The sequence below is a fragment of the Mesorhizobium huakuii genome (assembly GCF_030160235.1).
GTDB classification, from domain to species: domain Bacteria; phylum Pseudomonadota; class Alphaproteobacteria; order Rhizobiales; family Rhizobiaceae; genus Mesorhizobium; species Mesorhizobium huakuii.
Window position 1 is genome coordinate 1 of record NZ_BSNY01000047.1, and the last position, 20,395, is coordinate 20,395.

Below are 20,395 nucleotides of genomic sequence, written 5' to 3' on the forward strand. Positions count from 1 at the left end.
CACCAGATTCTCATCCAGATTGTCGCGCGCTTCTCATCAGAATTGTCGCGCCACACCCCGCGAAGCCGGATCCCGAAACTGGACTAATGCCTGGGGTGGTTTTTGATCGGGAGGGCGCCCGCGTCGGCTTCGTGTCTGTCCCGGCCTTGTTGGAAGCTATACGAAGCTGCGGACCAGGCGCTTTTGGGTACGTGATGGACCTCGTTGGCGAACATTCCTTTAGGGGTGCGCTTATTCGGTTTGAACCGGCCGGCAGAAATGAGATGGGCACCGCTCCCCTTATGCGAATGAACTGACCGGGGTGTGTGGGCAGCGGCGATGAAACATTGGTAACGGCGCCTTGTGAGACAGGGTTGATCCGTATGGAACGGCGGCCGAGCGACTAGCTCGGCCGTGTTCGAGAGCGACTGTGTATGGCGCGGCCAACCTATCGCCGCCACCGTGTCATCCGTTCTCGATACAGTTCCTCGGATGTGCACAGTCCTTCGGGATATTCTTCAGACCTCAATTGTCAGCAGGATCATCGCATCGCTAAAGACGCCATCGTCATTCCGGAACGCTACACCCATACCCTCCAATATCTTCAAGCACGCCAACGAACGGGAAGCGTCAAAGGGTTGCGCTGCGCCGTGGGCGGACAGCGGAAGGTCTTGTATCCGGGTCGTGAGCGCCACAGTAGGCCTCATCCCATCCAGATTGCGCATGAGTGAATCCGTCGATAGGCTCCGGCGCTGCGTCGAGCGCATCGGTCTCAATGCGAGTCATTAGGACACGGAACTTGGGCTGCGCGTTTTGTCTTCCAGACGCTCGAATTGCTCCCATAAGTGCCGAATGAGATCCGCGCGCGCGGCCTCTAGGGAGGCGTACCCCTCCGCAACGTAGTAGTTTCGCTCCCACACCCACCGAAAGCTTACAGCACCGTTTCTATCTTTTCGGGCATACCGTGCGATACGCCCCTTGAGTCCCGGCAGCCTGAGTGTCTCGACGACTTCGCTGAAGCGGAGGGCGTCGTCGTATTTGCCTAAATTGCAATACCGGTCGAGCCATTCCTGGGCTGTGGCTTCGAAGAACTTATGCCGGAAGGCTCGGATGCAGAGCGTCGACTGAGGCGCTCTCGCCAGCGATGTGAGGTCGGCTGGGTACCTTCCGGTATCGATCTTGTAGGTCATGTGCACCTCGCCTGTACTCCTGGGATCCACAAGTCACCCGGCCACCACAGGCCAAGGATATTGACGAATCAACTTGTGCCCAGATACACGTTTATAAGACAATCAGGAGTTCGCAATATGCCAGCTAAAAAATCTCGGCCCTCAAGCAAGGCAAGTGGCGGCTGGTATGTGCGCGAGGATGAGCCCGTAGCGGTGATTCCGGGCTCAGATTCTAAAGGGGATTTTCGATCCCTAGTCCCGCTCTACGGAACCCATTTTTGCTTTCGTTTGGCAAGGTCGTTCGGCAGGGGCTGTCTCGGGGATGCCAAGGAGTCCGTGGACACGTATGCGTCCGCCTTGCGACGGCTTTTTGCATCGATAGCGGCGCTGGCAATAGCCGCACCGGATGCTGCCTGCGGACGGCTGTTCAATCATCTGACAAACACTGAGGGGAGTCCTCCGGAGCAGATGCTATCCGACGCCGTTCAAGCGGTCGTGGAAAAGATTCGAGATCGCAACAATCATTCGATCATAGTGTCCAAGAGCGATCGAACGAGAATGGGTCTCGTGGGTGCCATCAACGGCGGCCTCCGCAGATTAACTGAAGACGACTTCTTGCCGTTGATCCGACCTGCCAAATATCGGCGGCTATCCGTCGTGGATCTCCCCAAAATACCCACGTTGGCAGAGCTGGCGCCCGGCGGACGCGCTCCAGTGGCAATCCACGATGGCATGTCGCTCGACGATCACCTTTCGGCTGTGCAGACGCTGAACCTAGAGCGGTTGGCTGCTCTAAGGGAATGTCTCGAGAAAGAACTTCTGGCGGAGTACGAGGCTTTCAGGCGCGGACAGACCTTCATCAGCACGGCCCGGGTTGCGGACATTAGAGCTATTCAGAACTGCCTGAAGGCTGTCCCGTTGCAGAGTTCACGTGCACGGCTCCGCGGAATGGTCGAGCTGCAATTAAAGCGCGCCTTTGGTAGCGCCTGCGATTTCCTCGCTCTGGCTGTCCGCTGGATTGCTGCGCGGCGGAAGGGGATTCTGCGCATGGGAGACATGTCGAAAAAGGAACATGCGATGATCTCGTTGGCGGGGGGACGCCGTTGCGTGCTCCCATGCCTCGAAGCAAGCCCCGTTGCAGCCAACGCCTGCTTCGGCATCCTTCTGATTGACACCGCGCTCAACGTTGCGGTCTTAGAGGAACTTCCTCAAGATCCATTCATCGGGAAAGCGTCACGCGGTCAGATCAAAGTCGGATTGCTGAGCGGGATCAAGATACGAGCCGGCGGCAAACCTGTCAGCGCTGCGATTTCCGAGTTTGAAGAAGAGTACCAGGCGTCGCTTCCATTAAAGGATAGCTACAATGCCGTATCGGGCATTGAGGCAATCCGGATGTATCAGGAGATGAGTGCTCCGATACGCAAGAGATGCTCGCCCAAAGTAGCCAAATGTTTCTGGCTTCAGCCCTTCGGGACCTCCTTGAACGGCGGTCCCGTGGTCGCCGGCCTGAAGACTGCAGCAAGCACCCTTTGGCCCAACTTTCTAGACCGCCACAAGCATCATCCCGTAATCGGTGGTCTGCGCATAACACGTCAAATGATACGTACGACTGTCAAATCGATACGGGCCGTCAAGAACGGATTTCACCATGCTATCGTTCAGACGCTGGGCGACCATTCCAGCCCGGCAACGACAATGGGTTACATATTGAAACCGTGGATCCGTGCTCAATTGTCGGAGCAGGTCAGATCGTTTCAAACACTGCTTGAAGCTACTCTAGCTGAAAACATACCGGGTGCTGCCGAGTCGCTCGGAATCGATCAAGATGAGCTACGGAGACGGGTGGAAGTTGGTATCGAGGCGGGCCTCGATTTTGTCTGCGTGACTCTCCGGCCCGCTGATCAGAAGAACATTGCACATGGGCCAACCTGCGATCCGCTTCAGCCGTGCGATACCTGCCCGGTGCGACGGTTCGTGCCCACCGATGAAAACTTCATAACGCTGCACCTTGCGCATCGAGCACTTCGCCAGGCTGAGGGGTCCCTCCTAGCCGTCAACCCCGAGCGCTGGGCCAAAATTTGGCTACCGTGGAGAGCGATGACCGAAGCCTATGTCGGAAAGCTGCGAGAAAGCCCTCACAGGCGCCGATACGAAATGGCGGCTTCACTAGCCGACAGCATGCTCGCCTCCAACCAAGTTGCGCTTCCAATTGTGAAATAGGTTCCACCGATGCACGCTCGGAAACACCGCTATAACCCTGTTCCACCGTCCTCCAATCCTGACAGAACACAGCATGACCGAGTTATAGCTGAACTTGAAACGCCACCCTGGCTCGCCGAAGGCGGGCTGCTATCGGACCATTGGATCTGCAATACGGAAGATCCCAACGGGCTGCTACGGAAACCGATCGTCATCGATTTCTCACTACCGGTCAATCCCGGCCCAGTCCGGCTAAACGACCGCGGCCACGAGCACGACCACCTTACGGCAAAGCTGTTCTTCTACTACAGTCTGAGTACTGCGGATGGCTGGAACACCTCAGCACTGTCATCTAGGCAGGCATACCTTGACCTTATAGATCTGATCCGATGGCGGGAAAGCGCGGGCCTGCGTAGGATTGATCAACTTCGGCCAATATGGTTCGAACAGTTTCAAGAAGACTTATCCGGTCCTACGTCAAATTTCCTTCCATATTGGGATCGAATTGAGGCGTTCATCCAGAACATCCGCTTAGGTTTGGAAGAACTTCCGCTGAGGGAAGGAGGCAGTCGTCTGGCTGCGAACGAGGTTGCGGAGCGCCTCGGCCTCGTCAACACACTTCAGATACCTCGGCCTTGCTGGGCAAGGTTTCTCAATTTCATAAAGGAAACTAGACCCGATATCTACGACAGGACAGTCTACTACAGACAACGGGATGATTTCCTTAACGAGGAAGCGCCCGACTACGAGCCCATCAATGGCCGCATCTATAGCCGGTTGCGAACCTGGGAAGCTCTCTGGAAACTCAAACATCGTCTGCAGCACGATCCCGTCCAGTTTAGGCCTATCGATCCTGGCATTACAACACTGGCAATCGCCCGCGGCATCTCTTCTAAAGTACCCACGCCGACACCTGAACCGCCCGCATATCAAGTCTGCTTCCTGATAAATGAAGCACTGAAAATGACCTTGTCGCAGTCGACCGCGCTCGATGCAGTTTTCGACGCCGTGCGAGCTGCGGGCAAGGAATATCCCGAGGGTGGCAAGGTTGGTTTCCGGCTCCGCAATGAAGCTATTCGAAAGAAAATGCGGGAGCTCAGCTCCGGAGTCCACGGCACTACGCTGTCGGAGATCACGTTTCTCGATGCTTATGCTTGGCGAAAGACAAGGCTCGGCGAAACCCGAAAAGGCACGGAGCTCCGGCAGCTACTTTTCGTGATACGAGCGGCAGCGGCTGCCATCATAATTGCGGCAATTGGCGCTCGTCGCCACCAGGAAAATCAGTCCTTGCGCGACGACTGCCTCTATCAGGACGCTCACGGGAACCAGTTCATGAGCGTCTGGATCGAGAAATCCCTTAGGGATATTGACGGCATCCCGGTCACGCAGTCTGTCGTGCGGGCCGTAGAGGTTCTTCGCACCCTTAGTGCGGATGCCAGGAGCCTCCGGGAGAGCAAGTGGCTTTTCGAGTTCGTCGAGCCAGACGGGTCCGGCCACTCTGTTGCCTTTAACATGACGGATGCCGTTCGAATCTTCGCAGAGTATGTCGGTGTCCCTCCACTTCCTGACGGCACGTACTGGAACTTCACGGCACAACAATTTCGATCCTTTTTCGCGCTTACTTACTACCACCGATGGAGCTACCCGTCGTTGACCGCGCTCTCGCTCTTTATGCGTCACTACAACCCAGACACCACCCGTGCCTATGTGACGGCAACCGGGCGCGGAAACTACATCAAGATCGCCGACGAGCGAAACGCGCGAGAAAAAAAAAGGGCCGAAGAAAAGGCTCTGACGGCAAGAGCCCTTCGGGCAGCGGACTTCGAGAACGGTCGCGAGCAGTTTCTTTACGAGACCGTTCGAGACGCAGCCACTGGCGTGGCTGCTCCTATGGCGGGACGAGGCGGCGAACTTTGGATGCGCGACCTGGCTGCGTTGGTCGAGCAGTGCCGTCGGCACGTCACCTTTGCGCTGTCGTCGGGGGAAGGTAGTTTCGACCAAGCCCTCAAGGAGTGGGTAAGCGGCAAGCACCTTGAGCCGCACCCGCTTGGGCATTCTTTCTGCAAGTGCAGTCCCGAACGAATCGATCTCGATGCGGCCCGATGCCTTCAGGCGAAGCGGGTTGCTGAAGGCGACGCCGCCGTCGCATTGGAAACCAAGCCGGATTACGCCTACGCTCCCGACGCGGTCTGCGCGGAGTGCTCAAACAATGTTTGCCTGAGCGTGAACGAGAGGTATTGGAACGATAACCTATCGGAAGCCCAACGCGCTGCGGAATTGGCGCCCACTCAGCGCCAAAGAGCGTTCGCTTCTGACCGCCGCGATAGAATTGAATCTCACCTCGCACGCTGTCGTAAGCAGTGGCGCACCGAGGAGTGACGATATGCTGCAACGATCGGAAAGCGCAGCACGGCGATCATTTCGGACAAAGGTCGAAATCCTAGAAGGATGGGTGGACGCTGGGGCGGTACCCGACGGACAGCATTGGCCCAACGGACCAGTGGCACTTCGGGAGTGGGGCGACGAACAGCTCGGCGTGTCGGCGTGGTCAAGCCCGAACATCGCCTCACCGAACGGCCCGCATCGCGATTTGCGGACGAGATATGACGCAGCCTGCGGGTCGCTGCGGAAGCTCGACAGGCACGCCGCGACCGATTCTCTAGAAGAGGAGCTGAAAGTTCTAAGACTCCACCGCGACGGTCTCGTCGAACAGAACCTCATCCTCAATAGAGACAACAGAGATCTGCGTAAAAAATATGAAATGGCTTCGCAATTACTTGAGGTAAGTAAAGAAGCGGAAGCTCTTCTTCTCAAGAAAATATCAAAGATATCTCCCTTGCATCGAGTTGACGAGCCATGAAAGCGCCAAAGATAATTCTCCACAGGATGGGTAGAGATTACCGTATCAAGGGAAAGCCGTTTCCTCGGCACCCGGTCCTGATCGGCGCCAAAGGCATCGTGCTTGCTGTGTCCGACTACCTTGAGGAATTGGCCGTCCAGCGAAACAAAGCGGCGGGAAGCGTATTGGGGACAGCCGGGATCTTGTTGGAATGGTTCAAGGCACTGTCTGCCAAGAGGCTCGACTGGTCGCAAGCGTCCGACGAATTCCTTAGAGAATGGGCAACCGCTCAAGAAGGAACAATTAGCACAAGGCGTATCGCCACGAAGATCGGCACCGTGTTTGACTTCTACCGTGTCGCACAGAGCAAATTTAAGTGGATTGATCGAGTGGTGGGTGAGAATAGCTCCAAGCCTGGAGCATGGCGATACCCTCTGTCATACGAGATTGTGATCCGAAAGCATAAGGATGGGCGTGAAACCGAACGTCTAAAGCCTTCATATTCCTATGCAACGATCCCCCTGTCCCCACGGCGACCTACGCCCACCGCGCAGCAAGTCGAAGTTCTTGGTGACGCTTTGCTGGACAAACCGAATCTCGAGAGAGCCACGATGTGGTGGCTCGCCGCATCCTGGATGCACGCCGTCGGGCTGAGGATAGGTGGTGTCGTTTCGTTGACGCTTGGCTCGATTTCTTCGGCATTGGCAGCGGAGGGGATAATGGATTCGACCGGACGGGCTTGGAACCTGTCATTGACCGCCTCCGATGCGTGCGCGCAGGACCAGATAAAGCTGGCCATTGCACGCCTTCGAGAGGACCGGCGTCAAGAAATCGGCGTCGCTGTTACCGAAAAAGGGAAAAAGACCCGAACGGTCCCGGTTCCCTTGGATTTGCTGGAGAACGTTCTGGATTACATTTGGGGCGCTAGGGCTCACTTAATCAAGAAGTTGGCATCGAGCCGTCCGCGATACCGACCCTCAGAGGCTCTATTCATCTCACTGAAAACAGGAGCGGCATTTGAATCGAAGTCGCTCGGCAACGAGTTCAAACGCTACTTCAATGAGTTGGGCATCCCTGGTTCGGGTCATCGCCTGCGGGCGCGTTTTGCAATGGCGCACTTGCTGAAAGGGTACCTTAAGGCTAGAGCAGCACACGGTCGCGCCTATGACGCGCGAAGCATCCTGCACGACACGGCCGAGGTTATGGGTCACAGCCATACGAATACCCTCAAACCCTACCTTGGCGATGTCATAAAGGAAGAGAATGCGCTTCCAGGGGAACCGATCCTCGTTTTGTCGAGCGACCATGCCGCTCTCCTTCGTGGATTATCGGAAGCGCTTGAGCTTACAGGCGCGCCTTTGTCCGCAGCGCTTCAGCGCTTCTGTGATCTTCATGGGATCGAAGCGAGACCTGAAATTGGATCGGTGCATGATCTGCGGCGAGCCATCGAGCGACGCGAGCGCTCACTGACTACGACTTAAGAGCGTCAACCTCACTACCGGATTGACGCTACGACCTTGCCAATGACCATGGGCTCGGCAAGATCGTCCGAGACATCAAGCACAAGCCGAAGGGCGGGGTCACCTCCCCGTTCCACAAGGAAAAGGCCGCTAGTTAATGTCCGTTGCGCGGCATCGATAACAAGGAGATCTCCTCGCCGGATATCATGTTCGATACAATCTTCGGGGGAGGAAATAATGGTAGTGAAGTCCGGATTGGCACCTCGCCGACGCAGAAAATCGGTAGGCAAGCCCCAGACCCGGGCCGCCACCTGTTCCTCGTGGCCACGATTTCTGTACTCGAAGGGATCCTCGGTAGCGTAAGTCATCGAATTCGGCCTGGCGAGTAGCTGTTCTCTCCTCCTCTTGGAGGCCTGCCATTTCAGAAGGCGGGTCACGTCTTTCGATGCACCTCGCCTGGCAGGCTCCGACAAAAGCTTCAATTCGGGAATGATGTGATCTACCGTCTGGGTTCTGTGCCACTCTCCCGTTGGCTTCCTTGAAACGCCGTCTTGCAGACCGGGCCTTTGCAGAAGGCTGTCAAGGTAACTGCTCCCCGTCGACCCTGCCTCGCCAAGAAGCCATGGCGGCTCAACTCCAAACGCCAGCCCATAGAGCGTCGCCCAGTCGGCGTCGAACCTGACAATTCCGCTCTCGTGCTGAACGTAAGTTGTTGCTGCCCAACCGAAGTGTCGCGACGCCGCCGCCGCCGATCCGAAATCGGCTAGAATTCGCGCAATTTTCAGCCTATTGCCAGCGGCAATCGCCATCGTGGTTCTCGCGCCGTTCACACTGGCAGAGAACCCTGTCGCCGAAAGACTGGAATGAGGAAGCGTCGGACCCTCGTTCCCTTCTGTAGCTCCGCTTCGAAGCCAAGCGGCATCCACGTCGAATGATTGCGCGTACTTTTCAAGAGCATCCGCTCCGACCGAACGTATGCCTCTCTCATGGCTCTTGTAGGTCCCTATCGGCACGCCGATCGCAGCAGCAGCTTGCTGCATCGAAGTGTAGCCGGCAGCGAGCCTGGCTTCCGCGAGCCGGCTTGCAATCGAGGTGTTCCCGTAACGCTTCGTTGAGGTCAAGGCTCGTTCCAGATGTCAACCGGAACCATCGTATGGCATGACGTTCGGAAGAGCCACTTTGTCGAAGCACCCTAAGGAGCTCCATACGGTATGATTCTTTCCGCAGCCTAGAATGCCAACACTTCCAAGGGTTTGCCTCATGATACCGATTTCGAATAGGTGAAAAGACTTTCCTCCTTGGGCAGGTCGGCCGGCGCCAGATTGACGGTCACCTTCTTCGACGGCATCGACAGGCCGGAGGCATGCAGCGCGGCCTGCACCCGCTCGCGGCTTTCGGCCACCGCCTTGTCGGGCAGCCCGACGATCTGCATGCCGACCTTGCCAGGCGCGATCATCACCTGCACGTCGACCGGCACGGCCTCGATGCCCTGGAAAGCGACCGTGCGAACCCGCGCCACCATTTTCCCACCCCGGATATGGGCCGCAACCCATGCGATTGGCCTAGAATGTGGTCCCGGCAGAAGACAATCACAGATTGCCGGTCAAATCAAGAACATTACGGGAACAAGGCAATCGCTATGGTTGCAGCCGGATTGAGTCCGGTTGAAGAGGCGGAACATGGTTAATACGAACTGAAAACGGCCTACTTGCGCCGCTTCCCCTCGACCGCGTCCCAGAACAGGCTGGCGATGTCGGCGCCGCCAAAGCGTTGTACCTCGCGCACGCCGGTCGGCGAGGTGACGTTGATCTCGGTCATGTAGTCGCCGATGACGTCGATGCCGACCAGGATGAAACCGCGTTCCCTGAGCGACGGCCCGATGCGGGCGCAGATTTCGCGCTCGCGCTCGGTCAGCTCGGTCTTCTCGGCGCGGCCGCCGACATGCATGTTGGAGCGGGAATCGTGCTCGGCCGGCACGCGGTTGATGGCGCCGACCGGCTCGCCGTCGATCAGGATGATGCGCTTGTCGCCCTTGCGCACATCCTTGAGGTAGCGCTGCACGATATAGGGCTCGCGGAACAGCTGGCCGAACATCTCGAGCAGCGAGGCAAGGTTGCGGTCGGCCTCGTGCAGATGGAAGATGCCGGCGCCGCCATTGCCGTAGAGCGGCTTGACGATGATGTCGCCGAACTCCTTGCGGAAGGCGGCGACTTCCAGCGGATCCTTGGTGATCAGCGTGTCCGGCATCAGGTCGGCAAACTCGGTGACGAAGATCTTTTCCGGGCTGTTGCGGACCCAGGCCGGGTCGTTGACGACCAGCGTCTTCGGGTGGATGCGCTCGAGGATGTGCGTGGTGGTGATGTAATTCATGTCGAAGGGCGGGTCCTGACGCAGCAGGACCACGTCCATCTCCGACAGGTCGGTGCGCACCTTCTCGCCCAGCGAATAGTGGCTGCCCTTCTCGTCGCGCACCTGCATCTCCTCGATGCGGGCGAACACCTTGCCGTCGCGCAGCGACAGCCGGTCAGGCGTGTAGTGGAACAATTGATGGCCGCGTCGCTGCGCCTCCAGCGACAGCGCGAACGAGGTGTCGCCGGCGATCGACACGCTGGAGATATGGTCCATCTGGACGGCGATTTTCAGCTTCATGGCAGGTCCCCAGCGCAGTCGACGAGAGCGATATAAGGGTCGCCGAGCCTTCTGCCAATCGCGACATCTGAAGAATGGCAACAGCAGGACGCAACCCACGCCAGCCCGATCGCGACAAGGCAACGGGCCGCGTCATCGTTTTCTTAAGCCTTGCCGTACAAGAATGGGCCTCGAATGCCCCCACGGCAGCCGCCGGATGGGGGTCCTCGATGGAACAACGACCATGAACGCGCTCACCGCCATCCGCGCCGCCGCGACCAAACAGCTTGAACTCACCATCCTGATGCCGTGCCTCAACGAGGCCGAGACGCTGGCCGTTTGCATCGGCAAGGCCACGGCCTTCCTCGACAAGGCCGGAATCCTGGGTGAGGTATTGATCGCCGACAATGGCAGCACCGATGGTTCGCAGGAGATCGCGGCCCAGGGCGGCGCCCGCGTCGTGCCGGTGGCGCAGAAGGGCTATGGCGCGGCCCTTCTGGGCGGCATCGCCGCCGCCAGGGGCCGTTTCATCATCATGGGCGATGCCGACGACAGCTACGATTTCGGCGCGCTGGAGGCCTTCGTCGCGCGGCTGCGCGACGGCGCCGACCTGGTCATGGGCAATCGCTTCCAGGGCGGCATCGAAAGCGGTGCCATGCCGCCGCTGCATCGCTATCTCGGCAATCCGGTGCTGAGCTTCGTCGGCCGCCTGTTCTTCCGCATCAAGACCGGGGACTTCCACTGCGGCCTGCGCGGCTTCAACGCCGAGAGCATCCGCAAGCTCGACCTGCAGACGACCGGCATGGAATTCGCCAGTGAGATGGTGGTGCGCAGCGCGCTTGCCGGCCTGCGCATCGAGGAAGTGCCGACCACGCTCAAGCCCGACGGCCGCAGCCGGCCGCCACATCTCAGGACATGGCGTGACGGCTGGCGGCATCTCAAATTCCTGCTGGTCTACAATCCGCGCTGGATGTTCTTCATTCCGGGGGCGGCGCTGTGCGGCCTGGGCATGCTGTTCGCGGCCCTGCTGGTGTTTGGGCCGCTGCGGGTGATCGACAATCTTTCGCTCGACCTCAACACTTTCGTCGCCGCCTGCTTCATGATCATCACCGGCATCCAGCTCATCACCTTCGGCGCCATATCGCGATACTATACCGAGATCACCGGCATCCTGCCGCGCAGCCGCGGGTCCGACTGGCTGACCAGGACCATCAGCACCGACCGTCTTGCCGCCAATGCCGGCATCTGCTTTGCCGGCGGCGTCCTGTTCTTCGGCTATGCGGTGCTGCGCTGGGCGCATCTTGGCTTCGGCCCGCTGAACGATTCCGAAATCCCGCGCATCGTCGTGCTGGGCCTGAGCCTGATCGTCATTTCGTTCCAGGCCTTCTTCTCGGCATTCCTGCTCGGCGTCCTCGAGATCCCGGTCAAGCGGCTGAAAGCCGGCCAGCCCGGCGGATCAGGCGAAGCCGCCGCGACCGCTGAAAAATGAGCCGGCTTCTACGAAAGCTCGCCGCGGTACGGCTTGTCCGGTTTGTCATCGTCGGCATTGGCGCGGCGCTGCTGTTGTTCACACTGTCATGGGCTCTGGTGTCGGCCGGCCTGCCGCCATTCGGCGGAAGCGTCATCGCCTACATGCTGGCCTTCGTCGTGGCCTATTCGGCACAGCGTGGCTGGACGTTCGAAGGACAGCACGCCCACGCCCATGCGTTTCCACGGTATCTCGTCACCCAGCTGGTCTGCGCGGCGTTTGCAGGCCTGTCAGCCCATGTCGCGGTGTCTATATTTTCCGCCTCGCCGCTGATCATGTCGGCCATCATTACGGTCGCCGCAAGCGCCGCGAGCTATGTGCTCTCATCGGTCTGGGTGTTTCGCGACGATCAAAGAGCCGCGTGAGGCATTCGACACGCCAGCTTCGGGCCTTACGTCCAATGGAAATGCTTTGTGCAGGACCGATTTAAGGTTTGTGCAGTGAGTTCGCGATAGCTTCCGTGCCGAAGAAAACGCCCAGAGGCCGTGCCGTGACTCCTGCCGATACCATGATCTCCGCCGAGGCCAGGCCACGTCCGTCACGGCGCAACGACCTGGCGCTAGCGCTCGTCGCCACCGTGGTGATGGTTGCCGTCAGCGCTCTCAGCGGCTTCCGTGACTTGACCGACGCCGGCGGTGACAATGACAACCTGCTGCGTCTGGTCGAGGTTCGCGACATGCTGGCCGGCCAGGGCTGGTTCGACCTGCATCAGTACCGGATGGGTCTTGAAGGCGGCTTTGTCATGCACTGGTCGCGGCTGGTCGACGCGCCGATCGCCGCCATCGTTCTCGTAGCCTCGGCGCTGACCGGCAGCATGGCCATGGCCGAGACCATCGCCGAGGTGCTCTGGCCGGCGCTGCTCTTCTTCCTCGCTTTGCTCTTTACCGCGCGTGCGGCGCGCAGTTTCGCCGGTGCCGACGCCGTGCTGCCGGCCGTCGTCATCGGCGCGGCGGCGCTGCATTTCATCGGCATCTTTTCGCCCGGCTCGCTCGATCATCACAATGTCCAGCTGACGCTGACCATCGCCTGCCTGAGCCTGCTACTCGATGCACCCGTGCAGCGCTGGGCCGCGCTGTTCGCGGGCCTGTGCGCGGCGCTGATGCTGGCCGTCGGCATGGAAACGGCGCCCTACGTCGCCACCATCGGCGCATGCATCGCCCTGCTGTTTGTCGCCGACCCCGGGAGTGAAGGGCGGATCGCCAGGGATTTCGGCCTTGGCTTTGCTGGTGTCTCTGGGCTGGTCTTCGTCACCACGATCGCTCCATCTGCGTGGGGCCAGCCGCAATGCGACGCTTTCTCGACGGTGCAGTTCGTGGTGGCCGCGCTCGCCGGATGCGGCCTTGCCGCCGTGGCTTCGCTCGAAATGGCCAACGCCACCGTCGGCCGGCGTCTCGTGGCGCTCGGCCTGGTTGTGCTCGTGCTGGGCGCTGTCGTGGTGTCGCTGTTCCCGCAATGCCTGGCAGCCCCCTATGCGAACCTCGATCCGCGCCTCAGGGAATTGTGGCTCGATAACATCGAAGAGGCGCAGTCGCTGTACAAGCTTGTCATCTACAATCGGGTCGCGGTGGTGGAGCGTTTTGCCACGCCACTGGTGGCGATCATGCTGATGGCGCTTGGCCTCGGCCGTGGCGGCTCGCGTCGACAGGACAGCCTCGTTGGCGCGCTGCTGGTGGTGGCGTTCCTGGTCAGCGCCTGGCAAGTGCGCGGCTCGACCTTCTCCATTGCCTTGGCGGTGCTGCCGCTTTGCGCCTGGATCGCCAAATGGCGGCAGCGGGCCGAAGCCAGCCCGTCGCTCGGCTCCACGCTCAGGTTGGCCGCGGCCTGGCTGGTTTCGGTCAACGCACTCTGGGCGTGCGCGGCCGTGGCTGCGTCAAGCGCCTTCGAAACCGGTGCGGACGTCAAGGGCGCCAGTGTCAATGCGACCTGCCAAGGCAAGACCTCGTTCGCGGCACTCAGCCAGCTACCTGACACCACCGTGCTCGCCATTTCCAATCTTGGCTCGCCCATCCTGGCCTATTCCGGACATCGCGTGTTCGCCGGGCCGTATCATCGCAACGTCGCGGGAAACCTGCTTGCACTCGATACCTTCCTGGGATCGGACGCCGATGCCAGGAAGGCGGTCGAAAGCCACCATGTCGGGCTTGTCGCGCTCTGCCGCGGCAACCCGGAAACCCGCCTGCTCGTCGACAGGGCGCCGGACAGCTTTCTGGCCGGGCTGACGCGCGGCAATTTGCCGGACTGGCTGGAGCCGGTGGCCGGGACAATCGGGGCCCAGCTTGAGCTCTATCGCGTCAAGTCCAGCAGCTGAGAATCAGCGCGAAAACAAAGGCTTGATGCATGGTTTAGCCGGCTTTCTGCGGGTGTCCGGCCTTCTGCCGCGGCAAGATCGCCGGTGAAAACCGGATTTCGTTTCTCCAGATCATGTCCCGGCCGAAAAAAACGATTTTCGAGATACGTTTCCTAAAGGGTTTGCTGCCAGTCTCCGACATAAATTCCGACGTAAAAACAGGGACACCGATGCAAACTTCGTTTGGCACCGGTCAGGCAAACAGGGAGAGCACGGATCTGGCCTTCACCGATCCGTTGACCGGGCTTGGCAATCATCGCCGTTTCTTCGACAAGGTCGATCGCCTGATCAGCGACCGCGCCGACGATCCCGCGCCCTTCACCGTCGGCATTCTCGACCTAGACGGCTTCAAGCCGATCAACGACCTGTTCGGCCACAAGGCCGGCGACGACATCCTCATCCAGGTCGCCATGCGGCTGCGCGCCTCGATGGACGGCCATTCGACGGTCTGCCGCATCGGCGCCGACGAATTCGCCTTCCTCTATCCGCTGGTGTTCTCCGAGGAAGCGGCGGCGGAAAAATCCCGCATGCTGATCGAGATCCTGTCGGCTCCCTACGATGTCGGCGAACGCACCGCCAGGCTGTCGGCCTCGGTCGGCTGCTCGCTGTTCTATTCCGGCGACGAAACCACCGAGATCCTCGTCAACAAGGCCGAAACGGCGCTCTACCACGCCAAGCGTTCCGGCCGTGGCCGTGTCGTCGTCTACACCCGCGAGATGGAAGAGGCGGCCAAGCGCGTCACCCGCATCGAGCAGGCGCTGCGCCGTGCCGTCTCGGCCGGCGAGGTGGAGCCGCATTTCCAGCCGATCGTCGACCTCAGCACGCGCCGCACCATCGGCTTCGAAACGCTGGCGCGCTGGACCGATCGCGATCTCGGTGCGGTGCCGCCGACGGTCTTCATCCCCATCGCCGAGGAACGCGGCATTATCGGCCCGCTGTCGCAGCTGGTGCTGCGCAAGGCGACCGAGGCGGCCAGGAGCTGGCCGAGCGACCTGTTCCTGTCCTTCAACCTGTCGCCCTCGCAGCTCGTCGACCAGAACACCGGCCTGCACATACTGGCGATCCTCGACCGCACCGGCTTCGATCCGCGTCGGCTGGAGATCGAGATCACCGAGACCGGCCTGATGAACGATCCGGCCTCGGCGGCGCAGATCGTCGACGACCTGCGCCGCGTCGGCATCCGCGTCTCGCTCGACGATTTCGGCACCGGCCAGTCCTCGCTCGGCCGCCTGCGCGAGTTTCATTTCGACAAGCTCAAGATCGATCGTGCCTTCGTTTCCTCCATTCTCGACGACCGCCCGTCCGAACACATCATCCGTGCCATCCTCGCCATGTGCGAAGGGCTTGGCATGGATGTGGTCGCCGAAGGCATCGAAGAGGAAGCGCAGGCCGATCGCCTGGTCCAGTTCGGCTGCGCCGGCGGGCAGGGCTATCTGTTCGGCAAGCCGGTCGATGCCGACGCCACGCTCGGCTACCTCCGCGATTCCTTCCGTGGCGCGCTGCGCGCCAAGGCGATCTGACCGGCGATTTCGACGTAATCGGCATTCCGCCGATGTCGCGGCGCGCTTCGCTGCGGCGCATTGTCGTTTTGTCTGACTTAAGCCTGCAGAGACGACGTTTCGCCCTTGCCCGCACGACTTGCGTGGCTAGGATGCGCGCCGTCCATGCCTACAGCGCCGCGCGTCCCTTGGGACGCGCAAAAGGACGCTGTAGCAACGTATATTTGCGCATGATCCCTATCCGAAAATCGATCCGATTTTCGGGGTCATGCGCTGGGGAGAGAAAAGACATGATGCCATCGGCGGATTTTGCCGACCTCAAGGGCGCCTCGGTTCTGATCACCGGCGGCGGTTCCGGGATCGGCGCGGCGCTGACCGAGGGTTTTGTGCGCCAGGGCGCCAATGTCGCCTTCATCGACATCGCCGAGGGGCCGAGCACGCTGCTTGCCGACCGCATCGAGAAGGAATTCGGCCGGCGGCCGCTCTACCTCAAGACCGATCTGCGCGACATCGAGGCGCTGCGCGCCTCGGCGGCCAGGGCGGCGGAGGCGCATGGCGATGTCACCGTGCTGATCAACAATGCCGCCTGGGACGAGCGCCACGCCATCGAGGACGTGACGGTGGAGTTCTGGGACAACAACCAGGCGATTAATCTGCGGCCACATTTCTTCACAGCGCAGGCGGTGGCGCCGGGCATGAAGCGGGCCGGCGGCGGCTCGATCATCAACTTCACATCGACATCCTATCTCATCAACCATCCCGACATGCCGGCCTACACCGCCGCCAAGGCCGGCATTCTCGGCCTCACCAAGGGGCTGGCCGGCAAGCTCGGGCCTGACCGCATCCGCGTCAACGCCGTCGCGCCCGGCTGGGTGATCACCGAACGGCAGCAGGAACGCTGGGTGACCGAAGGGGCGCTCGCCGCCCATGTCGCCAAGCAGTGCATCAAGGAGGTCATGCGCCCGGACGACATGGTCGGCACGGTGCTGTTCCTGGCCTCGGATGCCTCGCGCATGCTGACCGCGCAGATGCTGATCGTCGACGGAGGTTTTCTGTGAGCCCAGAATTTGCCGGCAATATGCCGGCGGTAGCCGCGCTCGATTGGGGCACGACCCGGCTTCGCGCATGGCTGATCGACGGCGGCGGCAAGGTGCTAGCCGAGCGCCGCGGCGATGACGGCCTGATCACCGCGCGCGAGAAGGGGTTCTCCAACGTCCTCGAGGGCCATCTGGCCGCCATGGGCGCGCCTGACGGGCTGCCCGTCATCATCTGCGGCATGGCCGGCTCCCGTCAGGGCTGGATCGAGGCGCCCTATGTGACCGTGCCGGCGCCGCTCGGCGCCATCCTGCGCGGTGCCGCCCGCGTGGCTGATCAGAAACGTGACATCCGTATCGTGCCGGGCCTCGCCCAGCGTCTGGCCGATGCGCCCGATGTCATGCGCGGTGAGGAAACACAGCTTGCCGGCGCCGGTTTGCCGGCAAAGGGGCGGCATCTCGCCTGCATGCCCGGCACGCATTCGAAATGGGTCGTGGTCGAGGATGGCGCGGTTGCCGGCTTCGGCACATGGCCGACCGGCGAATTGTTTTCGGTGCTGGCCGCGCACTCCATCCTCAAGCATTCGCTCGGCGAGCATCCGGCTCCCGTCGCCGCGGACGGCCCGTTCTTCCGGCAGTGGTGCGAACGCGCGCTTGGCGAGGGTGGCGACGTCACGTCGAAGCTGTTTGCCATCCGTGCCGCCGGGCTCCTGCAGGACCTGAAGTCGGAAGATGCGGCGGCCTGCCTGTCCGGGCTTTTGATCGGCGGCGAGATCGCCTCGGCGAAGCGCCGCTATGGCGTAGGCGATGCGCCGGTCGTGCTGATTGCCTCGGGTGCGCTCGCCGTGCTCTACCAGGCCGCACTCGACCTTGCAGGGCTTGCCGTCCGCACCGTCGACGCGGATGAAGCGGTGCGCGCCGGCCTCATCGAAGCCGCGCGCGAAAACGGCATGATCGCCAGAACTGGAGCCTTGGCATGACCGAGACCGCAGCCTTCCCAAAACTCGAGCGCGGGCTGGTCGCCATCCTGCGCGGCCTGAAACCCACTGAAGCGATTGCCATGGGGCAGGCGCTGTTCGATGCCGGCATCGAGGCGATCGAAGTGCCGCTCAACTCGCCCGAGCCCTTCTCTTCGATCGCCAGGATTGCCGAAGTGCTGCCGAAATCGGCCCTGGTCGGCGCCGGCACGGTGCTGACGGCGGCCGATGTCGACGGCCTGCACAAGGCCGGTGGGCGGCTCCTGGTCAGCCCCAACATCGATGCCGAGGTGATGGCGCGCGCCATGCACTACGGCATGGTGACCATGCCCGGCGTGTTCACGCCGACGGAAGCGTTCCAGGCCATTCGGCTGGGCGCCTCGGCGCTGAAATTCTTTCCGGCGAGCGCACTCGGTGCATCAGGCATTTCCGCGATCCGGGCGGTGCTGCCGGCGCAGACCCTGGTCGGCGCCGTCGGCGGCGTTTCCGAAAAGGACTTTGCCGGCTACAAGGCGGTGGGCGTCACGGTCTTCGGTCTCGGTTCCAGCCTGTTCAAGCCGGGCATGAGTGTCGACGACGTCGCGGCGCGCGCGCACGCCGCCGTTGCGGCCTGGGATGCCGTTTTCGGAGACGCATGATGAGCGCGGTTTCGGTTTTTTCCGATTACATCTGTCAGCTTGGTGAAGGCCCGAGCTACGATCCGGCCAGCGATGCGCTGTTCTGGTTCGATATCGTCAACGGCAAGCTCCTGGAAAAGCCGCTCACGGGCGCCCTGAAAATCCATGAGCTTGGCCAGATGGCCAGCGCGATCGCCATCATCGACGACCAGCGCCAGCTGATCGCCACCGAGACCGGGCTTTTTGTCCGCGATGTCGCGACCGGCGCGATGACGCTGCACACGTCCATCGAGGCCGACAACCCGCTCACCCGCTCCAACGATTCCCGCGTCCATCCCTGTGGCGCCTTTTGGGTCGGCACGATGGCCAAGGACGAGAGCAAGGGCGCGGGCTCGATTTACTGGTTTTTCAGGGGTGAACTGCGCAAACTGTTTTCCGACATCACCGTGTCGAACTCGATCTGCTTTTCGCAGGACGGGACGATCGCCTACTACACTGACACCGCGACCGGCCTTTTGATGCGCGTCGCCTGCGATCCGGTGACTGGCCTGCCGGTTGGCGAGTCGAAAGTGTTCGTCGACCACCGTTCCTCGAAGGGCTACGTCGACGGCTCCGTCGTCGACCGCGATGGCGTGCTGTGGAATGCTGTCTGGGGCGGCAAGGCGGTGAAGGCCTATTCGCCTGATGGCACATTGTTGCGCGAAATTCCCATGCCGGCGACGCAGGCGTCCTGCCCGGCCTTTATCGGCGCCAAGGCCGACCGGCTGGCAGTGACCTCGGCCTGGAAGGGCAAGGACGACAAGCAGCGCAAGCTCGACCCGCAGGCGGGTATGACCTTCGTCATCGACATCCCCGTCAATGGCCGGTTCGAACCGCGCGTGCTGATCGCCTGAGCAGGAGCGGTTTTCGCCGGGCGTTGTCACGCAACCGCCCGGTCCGGTCGGTTTCGCGAAAGCCGATGGCAGGCGCTGTGCGATGGTAATGCATGTCGTTTCGACGCGACGTGCTCCAAGCCATCGCACCGCTGGAATCCCGCCCATCATGTCAAAGCACAAGCCTACGCTGATCCTTGTCCATGAGCCGGAAAAGGCTTGCTTCGACCGCCTGATATCAGACGGCTATCTGCCGCAGCGGGCCACCGAAATCTCGTCCTACCTGGCGCAGTCGACCGATCTGGCTCTCGAATTCGGTGCCCTTGCCGCCGCTTGCGAGGCGCGGGGTCTCACCTTTGCGCCGGTGGCACTCGATGATGCCGCCGAGGCGCTTGACGGTTCGGATGCTGAGAACACGCTGGTCTGGACACTATCCGACGGCATCGCCTATTTCCGTGGTGGCGCCGCCCCGGCGCTGGCCCGGCTCAAGGGGTTGCGGACGATCGGCGCCGACGATTCGCTGTTCGCGCTCTGCCAGGACAAGTTCCGCTCCGGTGCCGTGCTTGGCGCGCTCGGCCTGCCGGTGCCGCAGGCTGGCCTTGCCCGCGATGGCGAGTGGCTGGTCGAGCCGCCGGCCTCCGCCGCCGGCTGGTTCGTCAAGCCCAACCGGCTTGGCGCCAAGATCGGCATCTGGCCCGATTCACGTGTGGGTGATCTTGGCCACGCGCTGGAGCTTAGCCGGCGCGTCTTCGCCGCCTATCGCGACGATGTCGTCGTCCAGCCCTATGTCGCCGGCCGCAACGTGCGCGCCAGCTTCCTCGGGCTGACGCCGCAAACCGGTGTCGAGGCGCTCGGCATCGCCTTTGTCGATTCCGGCGCGGATTTCCAGACCATGGCGGACAGTATGGCGCTCTATGGCGAAACCGGCGAGGCGGCGAAGGCGGCAGGACTTTATGCCGAACCGGAGCTCGTGGCGGTCGCCGACCTCCAGCCCGAGGCCGATGCCAGGATCAGGGCGGTCGCCGGGCGGCTGATCGGCGGGCTCGGCCTGCGCGACGTGTTTTCCATCGACCTGCGCGTCGAGGTCGACGACACGATTCACCTGATCGAATTCGAGGTCTGCCCCGGCCTGCCCTGCTTCGATTTCCGCGCCTACTGCCGCCAGCAATGGGGCCTGGAGCTTGCCGACGCCATGGCCGAGACGGCCGCCAGCCGGCTGATCGGCCAGCGCCGCGGCGGCTAGGCTC

Annotated in this window: 16 protein-coding genes and 1 pseudogene; 13 read left to right on the top strand and 4 right to left on the bottom strand. The window is 61.5% G+C overall.

Going from position 1 to position 20,395, the window contains the following annotated elements; genetic code table 11:
• Positions 1 to 764: 764 nt before the first annotated feature.
• On the bottom strand, positions 765 to 1,169 hold the full coding sequence (locus QQK95_RS22240) for a hypothetical protein (RefSeq protein ID WP_284276563.1): 405 nt from the start codon (positions 1,167 to 1,169) through the stop codon (positions 765 to 767).
• 315 nt (positions 1,170 to 1,484) lie between these two features.
• Here QQK95_RS22240 and QQK95_RS22245 point away from each other — a divergent pair, with 315 nt between their 5' ends.
• Genes QQK95_RS22245 through QQK95_RS22260 form a run of 4 tightly spaced genes read left to right on the top strand, consistent with a single transcriptional unit; the run spans position 1,485 to position 7,667 of the window.
• The gene (locus QQK95_RS22245; RefSeq protein WP_284276564.1) at positions 1,485 to 3,368 is read left to right on the top strand and encodes a hypothetical protein; all 1,884 of its coding nucleotides are present in this window, start codon (positions 1,485 to 1,487) and stop codon (positions 3,366 to 3,368) included.
• Between the two features lie 9 nt (positions 3,369 to 3,377).
• Positions 3,378 to 5,726 carry a hypothetical protein gene (locus QQK95_RS22250; protein WP_284276565.1) on the top strand — a complete coding sequence of 783 codons (2,349 nt, stop codon included), beginning with the start codon at positions 3,378 to 3,380 and terminating at the stop codon, positions 5,724 to 5,726.
• A gap of 4 nt (positions 5,727 to 5,730) precedes the next feature.
• Entirely contained in the window at positions 5,731 to 6,207 is a 477-nt protein-coding gene (locus tag QQK95_RS22255; RefSeq protein WP_284276566.1) for a hypothetical protein, read from the top strand.
• Positions 6,204 to 7,667 carry a site-specific integrase gene (locus QQK95_RS22260; protein WP_284276567.1) on the top strand — a complete coding sequence of 488 codons (1,464 nt, stop codon included), beginning with the start codon at positions 6,204 to 6,206 and terminating at the stop codon, positions 7,665 to 7,667. Before QQK95_RS22255 ends, QQK95_RS22260 begins: the two co-directional genes overlap by 4 nt.
• A gap of 14 nt (positions 7,668 to 7,681) precedes the next feature.
• On the opposite strand, the gene QQK95_RS22265 is transcribed toward QQK95_RS22260, so the two are convergent.
• The 3 genes and pseudogenes from QQK95_RS22265 to gshB form a co-directional block, all read right to left on the bottom strand.
• On the bottom strand, positions 7,682 to 8,767 hold the full coding sequence (locus tag QQK95_RS22265) for a helix-turn-helix domain-containing protein (RefSeq protein WP_284276568.1): 1,086 nt from the start codon (positions 8,765 to 8,767) through the stop codon (positions 7,682 to 7,684).
• A gap of 167 nt (positions 8,768 to 8,934) precedes the next feature.
• Positions 8,935 to 9,168, bottom strand: a pseudogene (locus QQK95_RS22270) (magnesium chelatase domain-containing protein); the annotation flags it as partial.
• Positions 9,169 to 9,350: 182 nt separating this feature from the next.
• Entirely contained in the window at positions 9,351 to 10,295 is a 945-nt protein-coding gene (gshB, locus tag QQK95_RS22275; protein WP_284276570.1) for a glutathione synthase, read from the bottom strand.
• Positions 10,296 to 10,518: 223 nt separating this feature from the next.
• Between gshB and QQK95_RS22280 the strand changes: the two genes are divergently transcribed.
• From QQK95_RS22280 to QQK95_RS22320, 9 genes are all read left to right on the top strand, one after another.
• Positions 10,519 to 11,763 (top strand): glycosyltransferase family 2 protein, encoded by a 1,245-nt coding sequence (locus QQK95_RS22280; RefSeq protein WP_284276571.1) that lies wholly within the window; start codon positions 10,519 to 10,521, stop codon positions 11,761 to 11,763.
• Positions 11,760 to 12,167, top strand: coding sequence for a GtrA family protein (locus QQK95_RS22285; RefSeq protein WP_284276572.1), 408 nt, complete (start codon positions 11,760 to 11,762; stop codon positions 12,165 to 12,167). The genes QQK95_RS22280 and QQK95_RS22285 overlap by 4 nt, the downstream gene beginning before the upstream one ends.
• Before the next feature lie 125 nt (positions 12,168 to 12,292).
• Positions 12,293 to 14,110, top strand: a complete 1,818-nt coding sequence (locus QQK95_RS22290) for a GtrA family protein (protein ID WP_284276573.1) — start codon at positions 12,293 to 12,295, stop codon at positions 14,108 to 14,110.
• Between the two features lie 209 nt (positions 14,111 to 14,319).
• Positions 14,320 to 15,669 carry a putative bifunctional diguanylate cyclase/phosphodiesterase gene (locus QQK95_RS22295; protein ID WP_284276574.1) on the top strand — a complete coding sequence of 450 codons (1,350 nt, stop codon included), beginning with the start codon at positions 14,320 to 14,322 and terminating at the stop codon, positions 15,667 to 15,669.
• Positions 15,670 to 15,938: 269 nt separating this feature from the next.
• Positions 15,939 to 16,706 carry an SDR family NAD(P)-dependent oxidoreductase gene (locus QQK95_RS22300; RefSeq protein ID WP_284276575.1) on the top strand — a complete coding sequence of 256 codons (768 nt, stop codon included), beginning with the start codon at positions 15,939 to 15,941 and terminating at the stop codon, positions 16,704 to 16,706.
• Positions 16,703 to 17,662 carry a 2-dehydro-3-deoxygalactonokinase gene (locus QQK95_RS22305; protein ID WP_284276576.1) on the top strand — a complete coding sequence of 320 codons (960 nt, stop codon included), beginning with the start codon at positions 16,703 to 16,705 and terminating at the stop codon, positions 17,660 to 17,662. Before QQK95_RS22300 ends, QQK95_RS22305 begins: the two co-directional genes overlap by 4 nt.
• Entirely contained in the window at positions 17,659 to 18,297 is a 639-nt protein-coding gene (locus tag QQK95_RS22310; protein ID WP_284276577.1) for a 2-dehydro-3-deoxy-6-phosphogalactonate aldolase, read from the top strand. The genes QQK95_RS22305 and QQK95_RS22310 overlap by 4 nt, the downstream gene beginning before the upstream one ends.
• The gene (locus QQK95_RS22315) at positions 18,297 to 19,169 is read left to right on the top strand and encodes an SMP-30/gluconolactonase/LRE family protein (RefSeq protein ID WP_407660574.1); all 873 of its coding nucleotides are present in this window, start codon (positions 18,297 to 18,299) and stop codon (positions 19,167 to 19,169) included. The genes QQK95_RS22310 and QQK95_RS22315 overlap by 1 nt, the downstream gene beginning before the upstream one ends.
• A 148-nt stretch (positions 19,170 to 19,317) precedes the next feature.
• The gene (locus tag QQK95_RS22320; RefSeq protein ID WP_284276579.1) at positions 19,318 to 20,391 is read left to right on the top strand and encodes a D-alanine--D-alanine ligase family protein; all 1,074 of its coding nucleotides are present in this window, start codon (positions 19,318 to 19,320) and stop codon (positions 20,389 to 20,391) included.
• Positions 20,392 to 20,395 lie beyond the last annotated feature (4 nt).

Excerpts from the sequence above, each read along its gene's own strand:
- QQK95_RS22250 (WP_284276565.1), top strand. The coding sequence starts at position 3,378 with ATGCACGCTCGGAAACACCGCTATAACCCTGTTCCACCGTCCTCCAAT.
- QQK95_RS22295 (WP_284276574.1), top strand. The coding sequence starts at position 14,320 with ATGCAAACTTCGTTTGGCACCGGTCAGGCAAACAGGGAGAGCACGGAT.
- QQK95_RS22320 (WP_284276579.1), top strand. The coding sequence starts at position 19,318 with ATGTCAAAGCACAAGCCTACGCTGATCCTTGTCCATGAGCCGGAAAAG.
- QQK95_RS22240 (WP_284276563.1), bottom strand. The coding sequence starts at position 1,169 with ATGACCTACAAGATCGATACCGGAAGGTACCCAGCCGACCTCACATCG.
- QQK95_RS22280 (WP_284276571.1), top strand. The coding sequence starts at position 10,519 with ATGAACGCGCTCACCGCCATCCGCGCCGCCGCGACCAAACAGCTTGAA.
- QQK95_RS22315 (WP_407660574.1), top strand. The coding sequence starts at position 18,297 with ATGAGCGCGGTTTCGGTTTTTTCCGATTACATCTGTCAGCTTGGTGAA.
- QQK95_RS22255 (WP_284276566.1), top strand. The coding sequence starts at position 5,731 with ATGCTGCAACGATCGGAAAGCGCAGCACGGCGATCATTTCGGACAAAG.
- QQK95_RS22285 (WP_284276572.1), top strand. The coding sequence starts at position 11,760 with ATGAGCCGGCTTCTACGAAAGCTCGCCGCGGTACGGCTTGTCCGGTTT.
- QQK95_RS22260 (WP_284276567.1), top strand. The coding sequence starts at position 6,204 with ATGAAAGCGCCAAAGATAATTCTCCACAGGATGGGTAGAGATTACCGT.
- gshB (WP_284276570.1), bottom strand. The coding sequence starts at position 10,295 with ATGAAGCTGAAAATCGCCGTCCAGATGGACCATATCTCCAGCGTGTCG.
- QQK95_RS22310 (WP_284276577.1), top strand. The coding sequence starts at position 17,659 with ATGACCGAGACCGCAGCCTTCCCAAAACTCGAGCGCGGGCTGGTCGCC.
- QQK95_RS22300 (WP_284276575.1), top strand. The coding sequence starts at position 15,939 with ATGATGCCATCGGCGGATTTTGCCGACCTCAAGGGCGCCTCGGTTCTG.